Below are 20491 nucleotides of genomic sequence, written 5' to 3'. Positions count from 1 at the left end.
GCCCCTTTTCATATGCCTTCGCGAAGCCTATTTAGAAGAGGACCCTACTCCCACGTCAGGCGTTGGGCAGATCCGATAAGAGTTCGACAGGAGATACAGGATGACCAGAAAGACGTTGGTGGCGCTGACCGCCGCGATGACCCTTGCCTTGCCCGCAGCAAATGCCTTTGCCGGCATCAACGATATGGACGTGGTGGTCGACGGCCGCACCGGGACGGAAACCCGCAGCATCGCCGTGTCGATGGCTGACCTGAACCTTGCCAGCACCCATGGCGTCCGCGTGGCCGACTCCCGCATCACCAAGGCGGCGAAGAAGGTCTGCGGCTGGATGAACGGATCGATCCTGCCCGCCACGCCGGACTATCGCGCCTGTTTCGGCGAGGCGCTCGACGGCGCTCGCACGGACCTCAACACGCTGATCCAGGCACAGCGCCAGGGCTGATCCGCCCTTTTGAAAAGAGTGGAGGCCGGCGGCTCACCATGGCCGCCGGCCTTGCCTTATCTTGCATTGTTACCGGCTATTAACTACTCCTTAGAAGATTTCCTTCACCTAAACCGGCGAAGGATTTCACCGGGGGGCCTTGGATGCCGCAGAACGACCACCATGTGGATGTCGCCATCATTGGCGCGGGGCCGGCTGGGTTGACGGCCGCCTATCTGCTGACCAAGAAGGGCTATTCGGTCAGCGTCATCGAAAAAGACCCGGTCTATGTCGGCGGCATCAGCAGAACGGTGGAACTGAACGGCTTCCGTTTCGACATTGGCGGCCATCGGTTCTTTTCCAAGTCGAAGGAGGTCGTCGACCTCTGGAACGAGATACTGCCCGACGACTTCATCCAGCGCCCGCGGATGAGCCGCATCTATTATGAAGGCAAATTCTACAGCTATCCGCTGCGCGCCTTCGAAGCGCTCGGCAATCTGGGATTGTGGCGATCGGCGCTCTGCATGGCGAGCTTCGCCAAGGCGAAGCTGTTCCCCAATCGCGATGTCCGTTCCTTCCAGGACTGGACGGTCAACGCCTTCGGCGACAAGCTGTTCTCGATCTTCTTCAAGACCTATACGGAGAAGGTGTGGGGCATGCCCTGCGACGAGATGTCGGCGGACTGGGCGGCGCAGCGCATCAAGGGCCTGTCGCTCTGGGGCGCAGTGACCGACGGCCTCAGGCGATCCCTGGGCCTCAACAAAAAGCCCAATGACGGCATGGCGACCAAGACGCTGCTGGAAAGCTTCCGCTATCCGCGCCTTGGCCCCGGCATGATGTGGGAAGCGGCCCGCGACTTCGTGGTCGCGCGGGGCAACCGCGTGCTGATGGCGCACAGCCTGGAGCAATTGTCGCAGGATCAGGCGAGCGGCGGCTGGCGCATGGTGGCGCGCGGCCCGGACGGCGAAGTCGCCATCACCGCCGGCCATGTCATCAGTTCCGCCCCGATGCGCGAGCTGGCCGGCCGCATCCGTCCGCTGCCCGCGACGCTGGGCCAGGCGATGGACCTCAAATATCGCGATTTCCTGACCGTGGCGCTGATGGTGAAGGGCGAGGACATCTTCCCCGACAACTGGATCTATATCCACGATCCGAAGGTGCAGGTCGGCCGCATCCAGAATTTTCGGAGCTGGTCCCCCGAAATGGTGCCGGACCCCGATCTGGCCTGCGTCGGCCTGGAATATTTCTGCTTCGAGGGCGATGGCCTCTGGTCGTCGAGCGACGCCGATCTGATCGAACTGGCGAAGAAGGAAATGGCGACCCTGGGCCTGTGCGACCCCGCCGATGTCGTCGGCGGCGCGGTGGTGCGGCAGGAAAAGGCCTATCCGGTCTATGATGACGGCTATGCCGACAATGTCCTTGCGATGCGCACCGAATTGCAGCGGCTTTATCCGACGCTGCATCTGGTCGGCCGCAACGGCATGCACCGCTACAATAATCAGGACCATGCGATGATGACGGCGATGCTGACGGTCCGCAATATCGAGGCGGGCGAGCAGCTTTACGACATCTGGGCGGTCAATGAGGATGCCGAATATCACGAAGCGGGCGAGGAAGGGCAGGACGCAGCCGGCCGGCGCGCCGCGCTCGCCAGCGAAAGGCTGGTGCCCAATCGTCTGAAGGCGGCCTGACCCCCATGCCCCATTGGGTGCGGAGCATGGCCGGGCCGTTCAACGCCGTCTTCGGCCGTTTCACCTTCACGCGCTATCTTCTGGCTAGCATCTGCGCGCTGTCGGCCGATTTCGCTCTGTTCATGCTGTTCCACCGGCTGGGCGTGCCGCCTGCCATTGCTGCGTTCGGCGGCTATTCGGGCGGACTGGTCCTGCACTGGATGATCAGCACGCAATTCGTGTTCGACATGCAGCAGCCGGCGACGCATGGACAGCGGATCGCCTTCATCCTCAGCGCCCTGATCGGCATGGCGATCACCATGGGGCTGGTGGGCGGGCTGAGCAGCCTGGGGCTTCCGCCCGCCATGGCCAAGCTGGCGGCCGTGCCGGTGAGCTTCCTGTCCGTCTATGCGATCCGGAAATATGGCATCTTCGCCCGCGCCTGACAGCGGCCCCCTTCCCAAGACAGCCTCTATCGCCGGTTGGCAGATCGGCGTGGCGGTCCTGCTGCTCTGGGCCCTGTGCTGCGCGGTCATGCTCTGGCTGTTCCGCAACGGGCTGACCACGCTCGAATTCCGCGATCCCGATGACGCCATGCGGCTGCAACAGGTCCGCGACTGGCTGCATGGCCAGGATTTCTGGGACGTCAGCCAGCACCGGGTAAACCCGCCGGCGGGCGGACCGATGCACTGGTCGCGCATCGTCGACATGCCGATCGCCGCGCTGATCCTGATGCTCCAACCGCTGCTTGGGCCTGCAAGGGCCGAAGTCGCCGCCTGTGCGCTGGTGCCGCTGCTGCTGCTGGGCGGGCTGACGGGCACGGTCTTCCTGGCGGCGCGGCGCGCTGCCGGCGGCGTCTTCGTCCCGATGCTGGCGGTTGCGCTGCTGCTGACCACGCCGACCATCCTGGTCCAGTTCACCCCGTTCCGGATCGACCATCACGGGTGGCAGATCTGGATGGCGGCCATGGCCCTGTGCGGCGCACTGGATGCCCGTCGCCTGAGGGGCGGCTTCACGGCCGGCCTTGCGCTGGCGGTGTGGCTTCAGATCTCCAGCGAGGCGCTGCCCTATGCCGCGCTGTTCGCCGGCGCCTTCGCCCTGCGGACCTGGTTCGACCGGCGGGATGCGGCGCGGATCGCCGCCTATGCCGCCACGCTGGGCGGCGGCGCGCTCCTCCTCCTGCTGCTGCTGCGCGGCCCCGGTGCGGCGCTGGTCCGATATTGCGACAGCCTTTCGGCAGCCTATATCTGGCCGCTCGTGGCTTTTGCGCTGGCGATGCCGCTTGCCCTGCGCCTGATCGGCACGACCAGCGTCCGGCGACGCTTCATGGCGACGGCGGCGGCAGGAGTTACGGCGGCCGGCGTGTTCCTGCTGAGCGGCGGAGCCTGCCTTTCCGGCGATCCCTTCAAGGCGCTCGGTCCGGTGGCCTATCGCTTATGGTATCTCCAGGTGAAGGAGGGCCGCCCGGTCTGGGAACAGGGTCTTCTGATGGCGGGGATCATCCTGCTGCCGGCGGCCATGGGGCTGGTCAGCACGATCGTCGCGGCCTGGCGCGCCACGGAAAGGGAGGCGCGGGACCGCTGGATCGTCATTGCCCTGCTGCTGACCGGAGCGCTGGCGGTCGCGATCCTCGTCCTGCGCGCCATGTCGGTGGCGCATGTCCTGGCGCTGCCCGGCACGGCCTGGCTGCTGCTGGCGATCTTTCAGCATATCCAGAGCTGGAGCAGGGCCGTGGCGCGCATCCTGGTGACGGCGAGCGTCGCCATATTGCTCACCCCGGCGGGCCTGTGCGGCGCCTGGATATTGATCACGAGCGGCGCGGCGGAAAAGGAGCAGCCTGAAACCGTCAATTGCCGGACGGCCGCGCTGCTGGCGCCCTTGCGGGCGCTGCCCCGCTCGACCCTGTTCGCGCCGCTCGATCTGGGGCCCGACATCCTCGTGCGAACCGGGCACAGCGTGATCGGCACGGCCCATCACCGCAATGCCGCCGGCATCACCGCGGTCATCGACGGTTTCACGGAAGCGCCCGAAAAGGCCTTTGCGACCATCATGCGCCTGAATGGCGGCAGGGGTGCGGATTATCTGCTGATCTGCAACGAGATGAACGAGATCAAACATTATCGCGCCGACTTCCCGAAGGGCCTGGCCGCGGCGTTGAAGCGCAACCGGCCGCCGCGCTGGCTGCAGCCGGTTCCCACCAAGGGGCCGCTCCGCATCTACAAGGTGATCGCTCAGCCGGCGACGAAGGCCAGCGCAACGCCGTTCATGCAATAGCGCTTGCCGGTGGGCTTCGGCCCGTCATCGAACACATGGCCCAGATGGCCGCCGCAGCGGGCGCAATGCACCTCCGTTCGCGGATAGCCCAGTTCGAAATCGCGCGAAGTGCCGACGGCGCGGGGCAGCGGCGCCCAGAAGCTGGGCCAGCCCGTGCCGCTGTCGAACTTGGTCTTCGAGCTGAAAAGCCGTTGCCCACAACCGGCGCAGGCGAAGATACCGGTGCGATGTTCCTTGTTGAGGGGACTGGTGAAGGGATATTCGGTCGATCGCTTGCGCAGCACCTGATAGGCGGGCGGGCTCAGGCGCTTGCGCCATTCGGCATCGCCGAGCGTGAAAGGATAGGCGGCGGCCCGGCCCAGCCCGGCCTGCCAGAGGACGATCGTCGTCGCGGCACAGCCGCCCATGCCCAGAAAGCGCCGCCGGTTCATGGCCCCGCCATAGCAGGGTCAGCCTGTCGCGCTTCTGAACAGCTGCTTCCACCAGCCGCCGCCCGATTTCAGCACATGGCGGCGGAACAGCAGCACGCCGATGCGGATGATGAGGCCGACCCAGAGCATCTGCCAGCCTATGGCCAGGAGATGGGGCCAGAGCGTGTCCACCTGCGCCGCGCGGGCGATCATGGCGAACGGGGAGGAGAAGGGCAGGATCACCGCCGCGACCTCCGGCGGCGATCCCATCTTGTCGACGGCATAGGTGGCGAAGAAGAAGATCAGCATCTGCCCCATGGTCACGGGCATGTTGAGCGTCTGCACCTCCCGCACGGTCGCCGCCTGCGCGCCGATGCCCAGGAAGAGGGAACCGAGCAGCGTATAGGCCATGGCGAAATAGATGACGGCCAGCATCAGGAAGAGGGGCCAGCCGATGGCGGGCTCCGGCAGGCTGACGCCAGGGGTCTTCAGCGCCAGGAACACGCAGAAGGCGGTCCCGCCCCAGAAGAGGATGCCGACGAAGCTCATCGCCAGCATCGCCATCAGCTTGCCCAGGAAGATCGCGTCGACCGGCACGGCGGCGGCGAGGATTTCTATGATCTTGTTGGTCTTTTCCTCGACCAGATTGGACAGGATCATGCCCGCGAGCAGGATGGTGAGGAAGAAGACGACGATCTGCGCGATCCGGCCGATCACCAGCCTGCCCTGGGTCTGCGCGCCGACGCTGGTGGCGACCTGTTGCGCCTCCACCTGGACCATGTGCAGCGACTTTTCGGCCACGGCGGCGCTGGCGAGCAGGCTGATGTCCCCTTCCAGCCGCCGGATGTCCTGCGGCTGGCCGGTCATCACCGGCCGGGCGGGCGATCCCGACACGATCACCATGACGTCCGCATTCGTCCCGGCCAACTGAACGCGGGGCGCGGGAGACAGCGGCACGCGGCGCAGCGCCGGCAGCGCTTGCGGCCCCATGCGCTCCGCCAGCCGGGCATGGGCGCGCTCCATCCGCGCCGCATCGGCGGAGGACATGGCGACGCCGACGACCGGACGCAGGTCGGTGGTCGAAATCTTGTCGCCCAGCCCGCCGAACGCCATGCCGATGACGATCGGGAACAGCGGCCCCAGCAGGAAGAAGATGAAGGTGCGCGACAGCACCACGGCGGTGAAATCCCGCCGGGCGATGACGAAGGCGGCGCGCATCAATTCGGTCATGCCGCTTCCTCCCTCTGCTGGTCGTCCTGCATCTGCCGGGCGGCCGCCTCGCCCGCAATGGCGACGAAGGCGTCGTGCAGGCCGGGGCGTTCGATCGACAGGCTTTCTATCCCGGCATTGCCGTCGAGCAGGGCGCGCAGCAGCGGTTCTATGCCCTCCTGCGGCAGGGCGAAATGCCAGGTTCCATCCTGCGCCATGGTTTCGGCGGGCAGGGCGCGGCGCCAGCCGCCATCGCTGGCGCGGGTGCGCAGGCGCACCTGCGGGCGCAGCCGGTTGCGGGCGTCGTCCACCGTGCCCTCGAAACGGACGCGGCCGCCCGCGACGATGGCGACCCGCTCGCACAGCCGTTCGGCATGGGCGATGACATGAGTGGAGAACAGCACCGTGACGCCGCGCCGGGCCTGATCCCGGATCAGCGCCTCCAGCTTGCCCTGGTTGAAGGCGTCGAGGCCGGAAAAGGGTTCGTCCAGCACGATCAGGCGCGGTTCGTGAACGATGGTGCCGAAAAGCTGCACGGTCTGGGCCATGCCCTTCGACAATTGGCGGATCGGCTTTTCGGCGGAGGCGCCCATGCCATAGTCCGCCAGCATGGCGCGGGCGCGTTCCCGCCCGATCCTGAGCGGCAGGCCACGCAGCGCGCCCATGAAGGCGATGGCCTCGAACGCCTTCATCGAAGGATAGAGGCCGCGTTCCTCCGGCAGATAGCCGACATTGCGCGCCTGGCGCAGCGGCGCGAGATCGCCCAGCAGGCTGCGATGCCCCTCATCGGGATCGATGATGCCGAGCAGCGTGCGCAGCATCGTCGTCTTGCCCGCGCCATTGGGGCCCAGAATGCCGTAGATCGACCCGGCGGGCACCGCGATGTCGATGCCGTCCACCGCCCGGAAATCACCGAATGTCTTGACAAGACCACGCCCTTCGACGGCATAGGTCGGTTGAGGAGCCCCGATCATCGGCCTCTGATAGTCGCATCGCATGCCAACGCAAAACGAAACCTTGGAACAGCGGCTTAAGGCCGAAGCGTTGCGGCTGGGCTTCGCGGCCTGCGCCATTGCGCCCGCCAATGCGGCGCCGCGTTCGGCCGAAAGGCTGCGGCAATGGCTGGACGCCGGGCATCATGGCGAGATGCTGTGGATGGAGGAGCGCGCCGGGCAGCGCGGATCGCCGCAAGGGCTCTGGCCGGACGTGCGCAGCGTCGTCATGCTGGGGATGAGCTATGCGCCGGGGCGCGATCCGCTGGCGCTGGCGGATGTGCCGGACCGGGGGCGGATTTCGGTCTATGCGCAGGGGCGCGACTATCATGACGTGGTCAAGAAGGGGTTGAAGTCCCTCGCCCGCTGGCTGGTTGAGCAGCATCCCGGCGCGCTCAAGGTCTTTGTCGATACCGCCCCGGTGATGGAAAAGCCGCTGGCCGAGGCCGCGGGCCTGGGCTGGCAGGGGAAGCACAGCAATCTCGTCAGCCGTGCGCATGGAAGCTGGCTGTTCCTGGGGGCGATCTACAGCGAGATCGCGCTGGCGCCCGATGCGCCGGAGAAGGACCATTGCGGCAGTTGCACCGCCTGTCAGGCGGCCTGCCCCACCGACGCCTTTCCTGCGCCTTATATGGTCGACGCGCGCCGGTGCATTTCCTACCTGACCATCGAGCATAAGGGACCGATACCGGAGGAGTTTCGAGCCGGGATCGGCAATCGCATCTATGGCTGCGACGATTGTCTGGCCGTCTGTCCCTGGAACAAGTTCGCGGACGCGGCAGCGGCGAACCGCGCCTTTGTCGGGCGGGCGGAGCTGGCGGCCCCGGAACTGGGCGACCTGCTGGCGCTGGACGATGCGGGCTTTCGCGAGATTTTCTCAGGCTCCTCCATCAAGCGGATCGGACGGAACCGGATGGTGCGCAATGCCGCCATCGCGGCGGGGAACAGTGGTGACAGGCGGTTGGCGGACCGGTTGCGGGCGCTGGTGGCGGATGACGATCCGGTGGTGGCGGAGGCGGCTCGCTGGGCGCTGGAGCGGCTGGCCTAGCGCTTGTCCTGTTCAAGCGCATGAACGGGGCTCCCGCCTTCCGCGGGAGCACCTCCCTCTCCCATCGAAAAGATCATTTCGCCTGCAAGGCGGCAGAGCAACTTGCGGGGTCGACGTCCGTGCCCGTGGGCGTACGCGCATCGACATGGGTGACGAGCGGCTCCTTCCCCTGCGGCGGCAGGTAGAGATAGGCGTCCAGCACGCAGCGGCCATTGGCGAATTGCAGCTTGCGCATGGTGCTTTCGCGAATGTCGAGCCGGGGTTGGCCGAACAGGTGCATGAGCTGCTTCGCGTCCGATCCGATCAGCGGACCGGGGCGGGTGAAGGCGCTGGCCGGGGGACCGGCGGGCGGACGGGCGATCTGGGTCGCGGGCGGCGGCACGACACCTCCGCAAGCCGCGAGGGTCAAGAGCGAAGCCAGGACGAGCGCCGGATGAGGACGGGTCATGGCATGTTCCTTCGGGCACCGTGCAGCATGTGGACCGCCATAGCCGCGCTCCAGATCGGTGCAAGCAGGTTGAGCAGCGGCACGAGGAAGATCAGCGCCGAAGCGAGGCCCATGAGCCACCGGCTGCCGCGCGGGATCGGCGGCAGGTCGGGATGGCGGGGCTCGACCATGTCGGCCATGTCCCGGCCAAGCAGGGCGGCGTTCAGGATCAGGAACAGGCCCAGCGTGCCGATGCCGGTCGCCAGCAGCAGCAGATAGGCCGGCAGGGCAAGCAGGTTCCAGCCGACGGTCCGCAGGATGGAGCGCAGCGCGAAACGAAGGCTGCGGCCCCAGCCGACCGGCCGGGCGCGGGCTGCCGCCGCGGGGTAGCTGTCCCGTTCTACGGCAATGACGATGTCGTCGGCAAACAGGCTCATGATCGCCATGGCGGTGGCGCGGAACAGCAGCCAGCCCGCGGCGATCACGCCGATGGCGGTCGCGGTCGCCTCCGCCAGCCCGCCCCAGCCCGCGCCCGGCAGCCAGCCATAATGCAGGCGGGCGGCGTGGATGCCGGTCCACAAGGCGGCGGCGAGGACCGCGAAGGCGAGCAGGGTCAGGAGCAGCGTTCTGAACAGCAGCCGGAGGGCGGCACCGTGGAAGATGGAAGGGAATGCGCGAAGGACGGCGGCAAGGACCATGACACCGCTATTCCCGCCCTGGCGCGCAGCGTCAATCAGCGCCGTTGCGCAGCGCGCCCCGGATCGGTAGAGACGGCGGGATTTTTCCCCTTATTCACGAAGGATTTTGCGTGACCGCTGCTGCCCCCACGCTTGATGTTGTCGCCATCGGCAATGCCATTGTCGACGTGCTCGCCCGGAGCGACGACGCTTTCCTGGCCGAACATGCCCTGACCAAGGGCGGCATGCAGCTGATCGACGCGGAAACGGCGGAAAGCCTTTATGCCGACATGGGCGCGGGCAAGGAGATCAGCGGCGGATCGGCGGCGAACACGCTGGCGGGGCTGGCCGCGCTGGGCAAGAAATGCGGCTTCATCGGGCAGGTCAATGACGACCAGTTGGGCGCCGTCTTCGCCCATGACGTGCGCGCGCTCGGCATACGCTACGATACGCCGGCGATGCAGGGCGACGTGCCGACGGCCCGCTGCCTGATCCTGGTGACGCCCGATGCGCAGCGGACGATGAACACCTTCCTGGGGGCGTCGCAGTTCCTGCCCGAGACGGCGCTGGACCTGGACCTTATCCGCTCCGCGTCCATCCTCTATCTCGAAGGCTATCTCTGGGATCCGGAGCAGCCGCGCGCGGCGATGCGCGCCGCCATCGACGCGGCGCGGGGCGCGGGGCGGAAGGTCGCCTTCACCCTGTCGGACAATTTCGTGATCGACCGCCATCGCGCCGACTTCATCGACCTGATCGACCAGGGGCTGATCGACATCCTCTTCTCCAATGAAGGCGAAATCCAGTCGCTGGCCGGGGTGCATGATTTCGACGCCGCCGTGGCCGCCATCGCCGCGAAAGTGCCGGTGCTGGTCTCGACCCGCAGCGAAAAGGGCGCGATCGCCATGGTCGACGGCGTGCGGTACGAAGCGCATGCGGCGCCGGTGGCCGAAGTGATCGACACGACCGGTGCGGGCGACCTGTTCGCGGCGGGTTTCCTGGCGGGCCATCTGGAGGGACTGGAGGTCGAGAAGTGCCTGAAGCTGGGGGCGGCGGCGGCGGCCGAAGTAATCTCCCACTGGGGCGCGCGGCCGGAGGACGACCTGAAGGCGATCCGGGCGAAGACGCTGGGGTAAGATGAGAGGCCGGGCGAAAGTCCGGCCTTTTCCTTTGCGTCAGGCCGCCTTCTGCTTCCGGAACAGCGCGCGGTCGTCGGGGCCGAACCCCCAGCGCCAGATGACGAAGCCGTAGACGCCGAGGATGGTGAAGACGCCGAAGACAAGCTCCACCCACTCGAAATGAGGTGGCAATGCGACGAAAGCCGCGCCAACGATGCAGGCGACGCCGGAAGCGCTGAGCAACGGCCAGCGCCAGGCGTTGACCCTGGCGCCCAGCAGGTTCGACAGCAGGCGCGCCTTGACCAGCGCACTGACGCCCAGCGCTATGCTGAGCGCCAGCGCCGGCGCGGCGGCGATGGCCATGTCGTGCAGGCCCAGGCGCCGCGCCACGAAGATCAGAGCGAAGCTGAGCGCCGCCTGAAGCCCGATCATCAGCAGCGAGATCATCAGATTGCGGTGCCGCGCGATATAGACCAGCGCCGATTCGCTGACCACGGCGGTCGCCGCCACGACTTCGGCCAGCAGCAGGAAGGCGAGCGCGCCCGTTCCGCCGACGAAATGCGGACCGACCAGCCCCATCACCGCTTCGCCCGGAATGCCGAGCGCAAGCGCGATGCCCGCCTGCGCCGCGATGATCCAGAAGCCGACCTGGCTCACCTGCCGCGCTATGGCGGTGAGATTGCCCTCCGAAAGATTGCGGGTGATGACCGGGCCCAGGATCGGGTCGAAGCTGGTCTTCAGTTTCTGGGGCAGGGAGGCGACCTGTTGCGCCACATAATAGATGCCGACCACGGCGGGGCTGACGAACAGGCCGAGGATCGCCATGTCCAGCCGGCGCGACCCCCATTCCACGCCGTCCGCCGCCGCCAGCGGCAGATTGCGGCGCGCCAGCCGCCACAGCCGTCCGAAATCCGGACGCCAGCCATAGGGAATGCTGTAATGGCGGGTCATCGGAATGATCGAGGCGACCAGCGCGGCGATCATCGAGACCACATAGGAGAGGATCAGGCCGTCGCGGGTCGAATAATAAGCGAAGCCGAAGGCGCCGATGCTGATCGCCCAAGGTTCGATGATGGACCGGGCCCGCACCGTGGCGCCGATGTCGAAGCGGTAGGCGCAGGCGGCCAGCGCCACGTCGGACCCGGCGACCGCAATCACGATCAGGGCGAGCAGGCGGTCGAGGCCGTTGATGCCGCTGTTCGGGAACATGGCCTGGGGGAAGGCGACCAGGAGCGCGCTGCCGATCAGGGAGGCGATCAGCGTCACCACCATGGCGTCGGTCACGACATGGCTGTGCGGCCGCTCGGTCTGGGCGAGCGCGCCCGCAAGGCCGCGTTTCAGGCCGAGCGTCGCGAGCTGGGCGACGAACTCCACCACCAGCACCGCATAGGCGAAGCGGCCCAGCGCGTCGGCGCCATACCAGCGGCCGGCGATGAACAGGAACGGCAGGCGCGCCGCGAGGCGGAGCAGGAAACCGAACACATTGGTCCGTCCACCCTTGGCGAGCGCCGCAATATCGTCCTGCTGCGCGGGAGAGGCCCCTTCAGCCGCCAAAGAATTATGATCCCCCTGTGACATCAATGCTGTCGCGTCATTTTGTGGAGCCGGACTGTAGCAACAAATGATGATAGGGCGATGAATTTATTCGGCGCGCAGCGGACGGGCGAGCAGCGCATCCATCACCTGGGCGAGCGGCGCGGCATCTTCCAGCAGGGCGCAGACCGCCTCGACCACGGGCATTTCGACATGGGCGGCGCGGGCGGCTTCCCGCAGCACGGGCGCGGTAAAGGCCCCTTCCGCGATGGTCCGGCGGTTGGCCAGCAGGTCGCTGGCAGCCCGCCCCTCCCCCAGCCCCTTGCCGAGCGAGAAGTTGCGGCTGTTGGTCGAGGAACAGGTAAGGACGAGATCGCCCAGTCCGGAAAGTCCAGCCAGCGTTTCGGCGCGGGCGCCCCTGGCCAGACCGAAGCGGGTCATTTCGGCAAAGCCCCGGCTGATCAGCGAGGCGCGGGCATTGAGGCCCAGGCCCGCGCCCTCCGCGACGCCGCAGGCGATGGCGAGGACGTTCTTCACCGCCCCGCCAATCTCCGCGCCGACGACATCGTCGGACAGATAGGGGCGGAAGGCAGGGCGCGCGATGCGGCCCGCGATCTTCGCGGCAAGAGCGGCGTCGGCGCAGGCGAGGGTGATCGCGGTGGGCAGGCCCCTGGCGACCTCATGCGCGAAGGTCGGCCCCGAAAGGACGGCGATGGGCGAGGTCGGCTGCGCTTCCATCGCCACCTCGGACATCAGCAGGCTGGTGCCCGCCTCGATCCCCTTGGAACAGAGGACGAGCGGCGTGCCCGCCGGCGCCTGCGCCACGACGGTGCGCAGATGCTGGGCAGGGCTGACGATCAGCAGCAGATCGCGGTCGGCCATGGCGGCCATGTCGCCGGTCGCCTCGATCGATGCGCTGAGCGGGATATTGGGCAGGTAGAGCGGGTTCTGGCGGTCGCCGTTGACCGCCGCCACGACTTCGGGTTCCAGCGCCCAGAGGCGGACATGCCGCCCGTCCGCCGCCAGCGTCTGAGCCAGCGCGGTGCCCCAGGCGCCTGCTCCGATGACGCCTGCCTTCAGGGAGGGAGCCTTCATGCTTTCACTCCTGCGCCGCGCGCCTTTTCCGCGCCGGGGTCCAGCGGCCAGCGCGGGCGCGCCGGGACCGTGAGGTCGTCGATCAGGCCCGCCGCATAGCGTTCCGCCCCGGCCCATGCGATCATCGCCGCATTGTCCGTGCAGAGCCAGAGCGGCGGCGCGACAAAGGGCAGATCGTGCTTTGCGGCGAGCGCTTCCAACGCGGCGCGGATCGACTGGTTGGCGGCGACGCCCCCCGCGACGACGAGGGCGGTGATGTCCTGAAGGCCCGCCAACTGCCGCTCGGTGCGGTCGATCAGGCAGTCGATGACGGCCTGCTGGAAGCTGGCGGCGATGTCCTCGGTCGAATATCGGCCGGACTGGGCCGCGCGCATGACCGCGCTCTTGAGGCCGGCGAAGGAGAAATGCGGCTCGGCGGTGCCGACCAGCGGGCGTGGCAGGGGAACGGCCCTCGAATTGCCATCGGCGGCGGCCTTCTCCACCGCCGGTCCACCGGGATAGCCCAGTCCGAGCAGCTTGGCGGTCTTGTCGAAGGCCTCGCCGCTGGCGTCATCGATGGTGGTGGCCAGGCGGGCATAGTCGCCCGGCCCCCGCACATGCAGCAACTGGCAATGGCCGCCCGACACCAGCAGCAGCAGATAGGGGAATTGCAGCGTCGGATCGGCCAGGCGCGGCGAAAGGGCATGGCCTTCCAGATGGTTGACCGCGATCAGGGGCTTGTTCGCGGCATGGGCAAGCGCCTTGCCGGTGACGAGGCCGACCATCACGCCGCCGATCAGGCCGGGGCCGGCGGTGGCGGCGATCACGTCCACATCGCCAAGCGTAAGGTCGGCGTCCTTCAGCGCCGCCTCTATCAAGGGCGAAAGCGCCTCGACATGGGCGCGGGCGGCGATTTCCGGGACGACGCCGCCATAGGGGCGATGCGCCTCCTCCTGCGTGGCGAGGCGGTGGGCCAGGATCTTGCCCTCCGCCGTCACCAGCGCCGCCGCGGTTTCGTCGCAGCTTGATTCCAGGCCGAGGATGATCGTCATTGCCGCTTCCATCTAATGCCCGCGATCATTAGAGCAAGCGGGATCATGCAAAAGCCTTCCCGTCCGCCCCACACGCCCCTTCGCCTTGGCACGCGTGGCTCCCCGCTCGCGCTGGCGCAGGCCCATATGACGGTGGCGGCGCTGCGGGCGCGCCACGGCTGGGACGAGGGCGCGGTCGAGATCGTCGTGGTGCAGACCAGCGGCGACCGCATTCAGGACCGGGCGCTCGCGGAAATCGGCGGCAAGGCGCTTTGGACCAAGGAGCTGGACCGCGCGCTGGCCAGTGGCGAAATCGATTTCGCCGTCCATTCGATGAAGGATGTGGAGACGATCCGGCCCGCCGAAATCCGCATCGCCGCCATGCTGCCCCGCGCCGATGTGCGCGACCGCCTTGTGGGCGCGGACAGTTTCGCGGCGCTCCCCGAAAGGCCGCTGGTGGGCACCAGCTCGCCGCGCCGGGCGGCGCAGGTCAGGCGGCTTCGGCCCGACGCGGAGGTCATCCTGTTCCGCGGCAATGTCGCGACGCGGCTCGCCAAGCTGGAAAGGGGGGAGGCGCATGCCACCCTGCTGGCGGCGGCCGGGCTCGACCGGCTGGGCCAGGGCGATGTGGGCGTCACCATCCCCGTCGAGGTCATGCTGCCCGCGCCGTCCCAGGGCGCCGTGGGCATCGAGACGCTGAGCGACAATGAAGCGGTGCTCGATCTGCTGGCGTCGATCAGCGACGCCGACACCTTCGATTGCGTGATGGCGGAGCGCGCGGTGCTGGCCGGGCTCGGCGGCACCTGCCATTCGCCCATTGCGGCGCTGGCCCGGCTGGAGCATGGGCGGGTCCATCTGCGGGCCGAGATCATCAGCCCCGACGGGCAGGAGACGGTCAGCGATGCGCTGCGGATCGGGCGGGACGATGCCGCCGCCGCGGAAAGGATGGGACGCGCTTTGCTGGACAGGGCCGGTCCGACGCTGCGGGCTTTGTTCGAGACGTGAGGCCCCTCGTCATCCTGCGGCCTGAACCGGGGGCGGGCAAGACCGCGGCGCGGGCGGCGGAACTAGGGCTGAAAACGCGGGTCTTTCCGCTATTCGCGCCCCGGGCGCTGCAATGGGAGGCCCCTGCCCCGGAAAAATTCGACGCCCTGTTGCTGACCAGTGCCAATGCGGCCCGGCTGGCAGGGGAAGGGCTGGCCCGCTATCGGAAGTTGCCCGTCTATGCGGTCGGACAGGCGACGGCGAAGGCGCTGGAGGAAGCCGGATTCGCAGATGTCGTCGCCGGGGATGGCGACGGCACCGCCATTGCGCGGCGGATCGCGGCGGACGGGCATGGCGATGTGCTGCATCTGGCGGGGCGGACGGTGGCGCCGATCGACGCGGGCGCGCTGCGGATCGAGCGGGTCGTCGTCTATGAAATGCTGCGGACCGGCGATGAGGGATGGGCGAAGCGGCTGGAGGCTGGCAGCGTCCTTCTGGTCCACTCCCCGCGTGCCGGCGAATTGCTGGCGCGCCATGTGGGTCCGGGGCTGCGCAGATCACTCCACCTGATCGCCATCAGCCCTGCGGCGCTGGTCGCCTGCGGCACCGGATGGGCCAGCGCTCAGGCGCCCGATAAGCCCGATGATGAGAGGATGCTGGCCCTTGCCGTCCGATTATGCGAATGATTCGCCTCATATGGAAGAAAAGCCCTTGATGAGCGACACGGATGGCCCGTCCGGCGGCGTAGCGGCGCCGCCCCCGGCGCGACGCGGATCCTGGCTGCTGGTGCTGCTGGTCTTGCTCGCCTTTGCGGTCGGGGTCGTGCTGACCGTCCTCGCCCTGCCGCGCATCCAGCGGTGGAATGCACCGCAACGGCCGTCGGTGCTGAGCGATCCGTTGCTGAATGCCGCCGCGCCGGGCGTGCCGATGCGGCCACTGTCCGCCGATGCCGGGCAGATGCTGGACGCGCGCGTCGTGCAACTGGAGGAACGGCTCAACCGCATCACGGTGGAGGCGCAGGCGGCGTCGGGCAATGCGGCCCGCGCGGAGGGCCTGCTGGTCGCCTTCGCGGCGCGGCGGGCGCTCGATAGCGGGACGCCGCTCGGCTATATCGAAGGCCAGTTGCGCCTTCGTTTCGGACAGGCGCAGCCGCGCGCGGTGGCGACCATCATCAACGCCGCGCGGGAACCGGTGACGCTGGCCGACCTGCGCGCCGGGCTGACGGCCCTGGCCGACCGGGTCACCGTCCCGCCCGCCGACGCGAGCTGGTGGGAAGCGCTGGAACATGAGGCGCGGGAGATCATCACCATTCACCGGGCGTCCACCCCCTCTCCCCGGCCGCAGGCAGCGCTGGACCGGGCGCTGCGCTATCTGGACGGATCGCAGGTCGGCGCGGCTCTGGCCGAGGTGGAGCAGATGCCGGGGCGCGCGGCGGCCGACCGCTGGATGCAATATGCGCGGCGCTACATGGAAGCGCGGCGGGCGCTGGACCTGATCGAAACGGCCGCGATATTGGAGCCGCGCCAGTTGCGGGCGGCCGACGGCGCGCCGGTGGCGCAGACCTCTCCATTGGCGCCCTGATCCTTCCATAAGCCACTGTCACAAACGGCGAACCGTTCATGCCCGTGGACAAATCTCCATGGACTCGGGAGCCTGTGTCATGAGAATGTCATTTTTCCTGTTGGAAGAAGGAAAGACATTTTCGTGCCGCCCTATGCCGACGCCATTGCCAGTTTCTGGAAGAGCCGCCTGGCCAGCGGACCTCGCGCGGCCGAGCGGCCGTCGCTCCAGCACCTGTTGGGCAATGCATCGGTGCCTTTCGATCTGGCGCGGACACGGGCGCAGGCCGCCCAACTGGCGCGGGCCATCCATGGCGACGGACGGCAGGTCCTGCTGATCCCGGGCCTGCTCGCAAGCGAGCAGCGTATGGAGCCTTTACGCGCCGCGCTGAACGCGGCGGGTTATGAGGCGCATGGCTGGGGCATGGGCCGCAATTTCGGACCCAAGCCGGACAGTCTGGAACAGATCGACCGCCGGGTGGATGCCATAAGGCGTGAGACCGGAGCGCCCGTCACTCTGGTGGGCTGGAGCCTGGGCGGGCTGTTCGCGCGGGAATATGCCAAATTCGCCACGCATAAGGTCGGCGGCGTCGTGACGATGGGTACGCCCTTTTCCGGCGATCCCCGCGCCAATCATGCGTGGCGGCTCTACCAGCTCGTTTCCGGATTTCCCGTCGACCGACCGCCCTTCACCTGCCGGCGCGAGGAAAAACCGCCGGTGCCGACCGTGGCGCTCTGGTCGCGTCGGGATGGCGTGATACTGCCCCAATGCGCCAAGGGGCGCGTCGGCGAGCGGGATCGGGCAATCGAGGTCGACTGCACACACATGGGCTTCGCAGCCGCGCCGGAAGGAATTTTGGCCGTGGGCCGGGCGCTGGAGCTTATGCGGCGGTAGGGCTTTCGGAGCGCCGGGATAGTGGCCCGGGTGGAGAGCTGACAGGCCTGCTTTCTCCCACCGGTCTTGCTTGGGACTGTGGCGCAAAAACAGGCATAAAGGGCTTCGACAAGCTCGGCCCGAACGGTCTTCTGGTCCGCTCCTCGCCAAATCTCCCGATCAGACCGACAGACGCGCCAAGGCTTCTTCCCGCCCGATCAGCGGCAGGAGCTGGCCCATGTCCGGTCCATGGTCCAGTCCGGTCAGTGCCCGGCGTAGCGGCAGGAACAGCGCCTTGCCCTTGCGGCCGGTTTCCGTCTTCAGCGCTTCGGTCAGGGTTCGCCAGATGGCGGCATCGAAGCTCGCCTCCGCCAGCCGGGCATGCGCCAGGGCCAGGAAGTCGCGATCTTCGTCCGTCGGGAGTGGCGCGTCGATCGGGCCGGTGACGATCCGCCACCAGTCAGCCGCCCCCGCCACGGTTTCCAGATTCGGGCGGATGGCGTCCCAGGCCGCTTCGTCCATGCCCTGGGGCAAACGATCGGCAACAGCCGCATAGGGCAGCAGGTGGACGATCTTCTGGTTGAGGCTCGCCAGTTCCCCTTCATCGAAGCGCGCTGGCGCACGGCCGAAATGGGCGAAGTCGAAGCTGTCGATCAGCGGTTGCAGGTCCGTAAAGGGTTCCACCGGCATGGAACTGCCCAGCCGCGCCAGCAGGGAGGCGATGGCCATCGGTTCAAGACCGCTCTCGCGAAAATGCGCGACGCCAAGCGATCCCAGACGCTTGGAAAGCTTGCCCTCGCTCCCGGTCAGCAGCGCTTCATGGGCAAAGGCGGGCAGTGTCGCGCCCAGCGCCGCGAACATCTGGATCTGCGTCGCGGTGTTGGACACATGGTCTTCCCCGCGCAGAACATGGGTGACGCCCATGGCGATGTCGTCGATCACCGACGGCAGCATATAGAGCCAGCTTCCATCGGCGCGGCGGATCACGGGATCGGACAATAGTTTCGGGTCGAAGCGCTGGTCGCCGCGGATCAGGTCGGTCCAGCCGATGGGCAGGTCATGATCCAGTCTGAAGCGCCAGTGCGGCCGACGCCCTTCGGCTTCATAGGCCGCAATCTGGTCCGCGCTCAGGGCCAGCGCCGCCCGGTCATAGACCGGCGGCAGGCCACGACCCAGCAGCACCTTGCGGCGCAGGTCCAGTTCCTGCGCGGTTTCATAGGCCGGATAGACATGGCCCGACGCCTTGAGCGCTTCGAACTTTTCCTCATAGAGGGCGAAGCGGTCGGACTGCTTCTCCTCCCCGTCCCAATGCAGGCCGAGCCAGATCAGGTCCGCCTTGATGCCGTCGGCATATTCGGGGCGCGAGCGTTCGAGATCGGTGTCGTCGAGGCGCAGCAGGAACTGGCCGCCATATTTGCGCGCGAACAGCCAGTTGTGCAGCGCGGCGCGGATATTGCCGACATGGAGGTTGCCGGTGGGCGACGGAGCGAAGCGGGTGATGACTGTCATGCGGTTTACAGCGTGCGGAAGGCGTTGGTGATCGGGTAGCGGCGGTCGCGGCCGAAATTGCGGATGCCAAGCTTGACGCCCGGGGGCGACTGGCGGCGCTTATATTCCGCGACATAGAGCAGCCGTTCGATACGGGCGACCGTGTCGCGTTCGAATCCGCGGGCGACCAGTTGCTCGACCGACAGTTCCTCCTCCACCAAACCGTAGAGGATGGGGTCCAGCACCTCATAGGGGGGCAGGCTGTCCTCGTCCTTCTGGTTGTCGCGCAATTCGGCGCTGGGCGGCTTGGTGATGACGCGCTCGGGCATGACGGGGCCATGGGGGCCGAACCCCTCGCCCAGCGACGGGACATTCTCGTTGCGCCAGCGGCAAAGGTCGAACACCGTCGTCTTATAGGCGTCCTTCAGCACCGAATAGCCGCCCGCCATGTCGCCATAGATGGTGGCATAGCCGACCGACATCTCGCTCTTGTTGCCGGTGGTGAGCAGCATATGGCCGAATTTGTTGGACAGGCCCATCAGCGTCACGCCCCGGATGCGGGACTGGATATTCTCCTCCGTCAGGTCGCGCTGGCGGCCGGCGAAGACGTCGGCCAGCATCGCATCGAAAGCCTCCACCGCGGGTTCGATGGGGATGCTGTCGTAGCGGACGCCCAGCAGGCGGGCGCATTCGATGGCATCGTCCAGGCTTTCCCGGCTGGTGAAGCGCGATGGCATCATCACGCACCACACCCGGTCGGCGCCCAACGCGTCCACCGCGACGGCAGCGGAAAGGGCCGAGTCGATGCCGCCCGACAGGCCAAGCACGACTCCGGGAAAGCGGTTCCCATTCACATAGTCGCGCAGGCCCAGGACCATGGCGTTGTAGATGTCGGCGGGGCGATCATCGAGCGCGTGACGCTCGCCGGGAAGGCAGACCCACTGGCCTTCCCATTTTTCCCAGTGCGTCAGGACCAGCGCCTCTTCCCAGTCGGGAAGCTGGTGCGCCAGGCTGAGGTCGCCGTTCATGACGAAGGAGGCGCCGTCGAACACCAGTTCGTCCTGCCCGCCAACGCGGTTCAGATAGACGAGCGGCAGGCCGGTTTCACGAACCCGGGTCCCGGCGACGGCGTTGATGCGGCGGTCGTCCTTGTCGACCTCGAACGGGGAGCCGTTGGGGCTGATCAGGATTTCCGCGCCTTCCGCCCGCAAATGGGCGGTGACGAAGGGAAACCAGATGTCCTCGCAGATCGGGACGCCGATGCGAACGCCCCGGAAGTCGAGGGGCGCGGGCAGCGGACCGGGGGCGAACAGGCGCTTTTCGTCGAAGGTGCCGTAATTGGGCAGTTCCCGCTTCTGCCGGATGGCGGTGACCGCGCCATTCTCCAGCAGGGCGACGACGTTGAACAGGACGCCTTGCGACGCCACGACCGTGCCCACCAGCATGGCGGGGCCGCCGTCGGCGGTCGCCTGCGCCAGCCGGTCCAGCTCATGATTGGCCCGGTCCACCAGCGCGGGCTTCAGCACCAGATCCTCGGGCGGATAGCCGATCAGTTGCAGTTCGGGATAGACGATGAGGTCCGCTTCCATCGCCCGCCCACGCCATTCCAGCATCGCGTCGGCATTGGCGGACAAGTCGCCCACCGACTGCGTCATCTGGGCCAGGGCTATCACGAGTTTGTCGGTCATGGTCCGCGCCCCTAGAG

20 protein-coding genes are annotated in these 20491 nt (G+C 67.5%); 10 read left to right on the top strand and 10 right to left on the bottom strand.

Annotation, left to right across the window (positions count from 1 at the left end; translation table 11 throughout):
• The first annotated feature begins 100 nt into the window (after positions 1-100).
• The 4 genes from EGM87_RS15345 to EGM87_RS15330 all read left to right on the top strand — a co-directional run bounded on the left by EGM87_RS15345 (position 101) and on the right by EGM87_RS15330 (position 4365).
• Entirely contained in the window at positions 101-442 is a 342-nt protein-coding gene (locus tag EGM87_RS15345) for a UrcA family protein (RefSeq protein WP_044661200.1), read from the top strand.
• A gap of 143 nt (positions 443-585) precedes the next feature.
• Positions 586-2112 (top strand): NAD(P)/FAD-dependent oxidoreductase, encoded by a 1527-nt coding sequence (locus EGM87_RS15340; RefSeq protein WP_137709644.1) that lies wholly within the window; start codon positions 586-588, stop codon positions 2110-2112.
• A 5-nt stretch (positions 2113-2117) separates the two neighbouring features.
• A complete protein-coding gene (locus tag EGM87_RS15335) occupies positions 2118-2537 on the top strand; it encodes a GtrA family protein (protein WP_061940754.1) in 420 nt (139 codons plus the stop codon).
• Positions 2515-4365: a hypothetical protein gene (locus EGM87_RS15330; RefSeq protein WP_137709645.1), complete on the top strand. Its 1851-nt coding sequence runs from the start codon at positions 2515-2517 to the stop codon at positions 4363-4365. The genes EGM87_RS15335 and EGM87_RS15330 overlap by 23 nt, the downstream gene beginning before the upstream one ends.
• Here the strand turns inward: EGM87_RS15330 and msrB are convergent.
• Genes msrB through EGM87_RS15315 form a run of 3 tightly spaced genes read right to left on the bottom strand, consistent with a single transcriptional unit; the run spans position 4323 to position 6958 of the window.
• Entirely contained in the window at positions 4323-4796 is a 474-nt protein-coding gene (gene msrB, locus EGM87_RS15325; protein ID WP_137709646.1) for a peptide-methionine (R)-S-oxide reductase MsrB, read from the bottom strand. The genes EGM87_RS15330 and msrB overlap by 43 nt on opposite strands.
• Positions 4797-4814: 18 nt before the next feature.
• Complete coding sequence (locus tag EGM87_RS15320; protein WP_137709647.1) at positions 4815-6005, bottom strand: ABC transporter permease; 1191 nt, start codon at positions 6003-6005, stop codon at positions 4815-4817.
• Positions 6002-6958, bottom strand: coding sequence for an ABC transporter ATP-binding protein (locus EGM87_RS15315; protein WP_137709736.1), 957 nt, complete (start codon positions 6956-6958; stop codon positions 6002-6004). The genes EGM87_RS15320 and EGM87_RS15315 overlap by 4 nt, the downstream gene beginning before the upstream one ends.
• Before the next feature lie 43 nt (positions 6959-7001).
• Here EGM87_RS15315 and queG point away from each other — a divergent pair, with 43 nt between their 5' ends.
• Positions 7002-8024, top strand: a complete 1023-nt coding sequence (gene queG / locus EGM87_RS15310; protein WP_137709648.1) for a tRNA epoxyqueuosine(34) reductase QueG — start codon at positions 7002-7004, stop codon at positions 8022-8024.
• A 73-nt stretch (positions 8025-8097) separates the two neighbouring features.
• Here queG and EGM87_RS15305 read toward each other — a convergent pair whose 3' ends face one another.
• Positions 8098-8472, bottom strand: coding sequence for a hypothetical protein (locus EGM87_RS15305; protein WP_025548253.1), 375 nt, complete (start codon positions 8470-8472; stop codon positions 8098-8100).
• Positions 8469-9149: an EI24 domain-containing protein gene (locus EGM87_RS15300; protein ID WP_137709649.1), complete on the bottom strand. Its 681-nt coding sequence runs from the start codon at positions 9147-9149 to the stop codon at positions 8469-8471. The genes EGM87_RS15305 and EGM87_RS15300 overlap by 4 nt, the downstream gene beginning before the upstream one ends.
• 110 nt (positions 9150-9259) lie before the next feature.
• Here EGM87_RS15300 and EGM87_RS15295 point away from each other — a divergent pair, with 110 nt between their 5' ends.
• Positions 9260-10261, top strand: coding sequence for an adenosine kinase (locus EGM87_RS15295; protein WP_044661192.1), 1002 nt, complete (start codon positions 9260-9262; stop codon positions 10259-10261).
• 39 nt (positions 10262-10300) lie between these two features.
• Here EGM87_RS15295 and EGM87_RS15290 read toward each other — a convergent pair whose 3' ends face one another.
• The 3 genes from EGM87_RS15290 to tsaD all read right to left on the bottom strand — a co-directional run bounded on the left by EGM87_RS15290 (position 10301) and on the right by tsaD (position 13902).
• The gene (locus tag EGM87_RS15290; RefSeq protein WP_410483098.1) at positions 10301-11821 is read right to left on the bottom strand and encodes a lipopolysaccharide biosynthesis protein; all 1521 of its coding nucleotides are present in this window, start codon (positions 11819-11821) and stop codon (positions 10301-10303) included.
• 63 nt (positions 11822-11884) lie between these two features.
• Positions 11885-12871, bottom strand: a complete 987-nt coding sequence (locus EGM87_RS15285) for an NAD(P)H-dependent glycerol-3-phosphate dehydrogenase (RefSeq protein ID WP_137709651.1) — start codon at positions 12869-12871, stop codon at positions 11885-11887.
• Entirely contained in the window at positions 12868-13902 is a 1035-nt protein-coding gene (gene tsaD / locus EGM87_RS15280) for a tRNA (adenosine(37)-N6)-threonylcarbamoyltransferase complex transferase subunit TsaD (protein ID WP_025548249.1), read from the bottom strand. The genes EGM87_RS15285 and tsaD overlap by 4 nt, the downstream gene beginning before the upstream one ends.
• Before the next feature lie 45 nt (positions 13903-13947).
• Between tsaD and hemC the strand changes: the two genes are divergently transcribed.
• The 4 genes from hemC to EGM87_RS15260 all read left to right on the top strand — a co-directional run bounded on the left by hemC (position 13948) and on the right by EGM87_RS15260 (position 17319).
• A complete protein-coding gene (gene hemC, locus EGM87_RS15275; protein WP_137709652.1) occupies positions 13948-14886 on the top strand; it encodes a hydroxymethylbilane synthase in 939 nt (312 codons plus the stop codon).
• Positions 14883-15551, top strand: a complete 669-nt coding sequence (locus EGM87_RS15270; protein WP_137709653.1) for a uroporphyrinogen-III synthase — start codon at positions 14883-14885, stop codon at positions 15549-15551. The genes hemC and EGM87_RS15270 overlap by 4 nt, the downstream gene beginning before the upstream one ends.
• A gap of 10 nt (positions 15552-15561) precedes the next feature.
• Positions 15562-16446 (top strand): hypothetical protein, encoded by an 885-nt coding sequence (locus EGM87_RS15265; protein ID WP_025548244.1) that lies wholly within the window; start codon positions 15562-15564, stop codon positions 16444-16446.
• A 123-nt stretch (positions 16447-16569) separates the two neighbouring features.
• Positions 16570-17319, top strand: a complete 750-nt coding sequence (locus EGM87_RS15260; RefSeq protein ID WP_137709654.1) for an esterase/lipase family protein — start codon at positions 16570-16572, stop codon at positions 17317-17319.
• Positions 17320-17478: 159 nt separating this feature from the next.
• Here the strand turns inward: EGM87_RS15260 and gltX are convergent, their stop codons facing one another.
• Both gltX and EGM87_RS15250 read right to left on the bottom strand, forming a co-directional pair.
• Entirely contained in the window at positions 17479-18807 is a 1329-nt protein-coding gene (gene gltX / locus EGM87_RS15255) for a glutamate--tRNA ligase (RefSeq protein WP_137709655.1), read from the bottom strand.
• A gap of 5 nt (positions 18808-18812) precedes the next feature.
• On the bottom strand, positions 18813-20474 hold the full coding sequence (locus EGM87_RS15250; protein WP_137709656.1) for an NAD+ synthase: 1662 nt from the start codon (positions 20472-20474) through the stop codon (positions 18813-18815).
• Between the last annotated feature and the right edge of the window lie 17 nt (positions 20475-20491).

It is taken from the genome of Sphingobium sp. RSMS (assembly GCF_005406185.4).
In the GTDB taxonomy this organism is placed as follows: Bacteria; Pseudomonadota; Alphaproteobacteria; order Sphingomonadales; family Sphingomonadaceae; genus Sphingobium; species Sphingobium fuliginis.
Note: the sequence above shows the minus strand (reverse complement) of the source record. Positions and strands in the feature narration are given on the sequence as shown.

Bases quoted from the DNA above. Each gene is read 5' to 3' on its own strand.
- EGM87_RS15250 (WP_137709656.1), bottom strand. From the start codon at position 20,474: ATGACCGACAAACTCGTGATAGCCCTGGCCCAGATGACGCAGTCGGTG.
- EGM87_RS15340 (WP_137709644.1), top strand. From the start codon at position 586: ATGCCGCAGAACGACCACCATGTGGATGTCGCCATCATTGGCGCGGGG.
- tsaD (WP_025548249.1), bottom strand. From the start codon at position 13,902: ATGACGATCATCCTCGGCCTGGAATCAAGCTGCGACGAAACCGCGGCG.
- EGM87_RS15285 (WP_137709651.1), bottom strand. From the start codon at position 12,871: ATGAAGGCTCCCTCCCTGAAGGCAGGCGTCATCGGAGCAGGCGCCTGG.
- EGM87_RS15290 (WP_410483098.1), bottom strand. From the start codon at position 11,821: ATGTCACAGGGGGATCATAATTCTTTGGCGGCTGAAGGGGCCTCTCCC.
- EGM87_RS15345 (WP_044661200.1), top strand. From the start codon at position 101: ATGACCAGAAAGACGTTGGTGGCGCTGACCGCCGCGATGACCCTTGCC.
- EGM87_RS15315 (WP_137709736.1), bottom strand. From the start codon at position 6,958: ATGATCGGGGCTCCTCAACCGACCTATGCCGTCGAAGGGCGTGGTCTT.
- msrB (WP_137709646.1), bottom strand. From the start codon at position 4,796: ATGAACCGGCGGCGCTTTCTGGGCATGGGCGGCTGTGCCGCGACGACG.
- hemC (WP_137709652.1), top strand. From the start codon at position 13,948: ATGCAAAAGCCTTCCCGTCCGCCCCACACGCCCCTTCGCCTTGGCACG.
- EGM87_RS15305 (WP_025548253.1), bottom strand. From the start codon at position 8,472: ATGACCCGTCCTCATCCGGCGCTCGTCCTGGCTTCGCTCTTGACCCTC.
- EGM87_RS15265 (WP_025548244.1), top strand. From the start codon at position 15,562: ATGGAAGAAAAGCCCTTGATGAGCGACACGGATGGCCCGTCCGGCGGC.
- EGM87_RS15335 (WP_061940754.1), top strand. From the start codon at position 2,118: ATGCCCCATTGGGTGCGGAGCATGGCCGGGCCGTTCAACGCCGTCTTC.
- EGM87_RS15300 (WP_137709649.1), bottom strand. From the start codon at position 9,149: ATGGTCCTTGCCGCCGTCCTTCGCGCATTCCCTTCCATCTTCCACGGT.
- gltX (WP_137709655.1), bottom strand. From the start codon at position 18,807: ATGACAGTCATCACCCGCTTCGCTCCGTCGCCCACCGGCAACCTCCAT.
- EGM87_RS15330 (WP_137709645.1), top strand. From the start codon at position 2,515: ATGGCATCTTCGCCCGCGCCTGACAGCGGCCCCCTTCCCAAGACAGCC.
- EGM87_RS15320 (WP_137709647.1), bottom strand. From the start codon at position 6,005: ATGACCGAATTGATGCGCGCCGCCTTCGTCATCGCCCGGCGGGATTTC.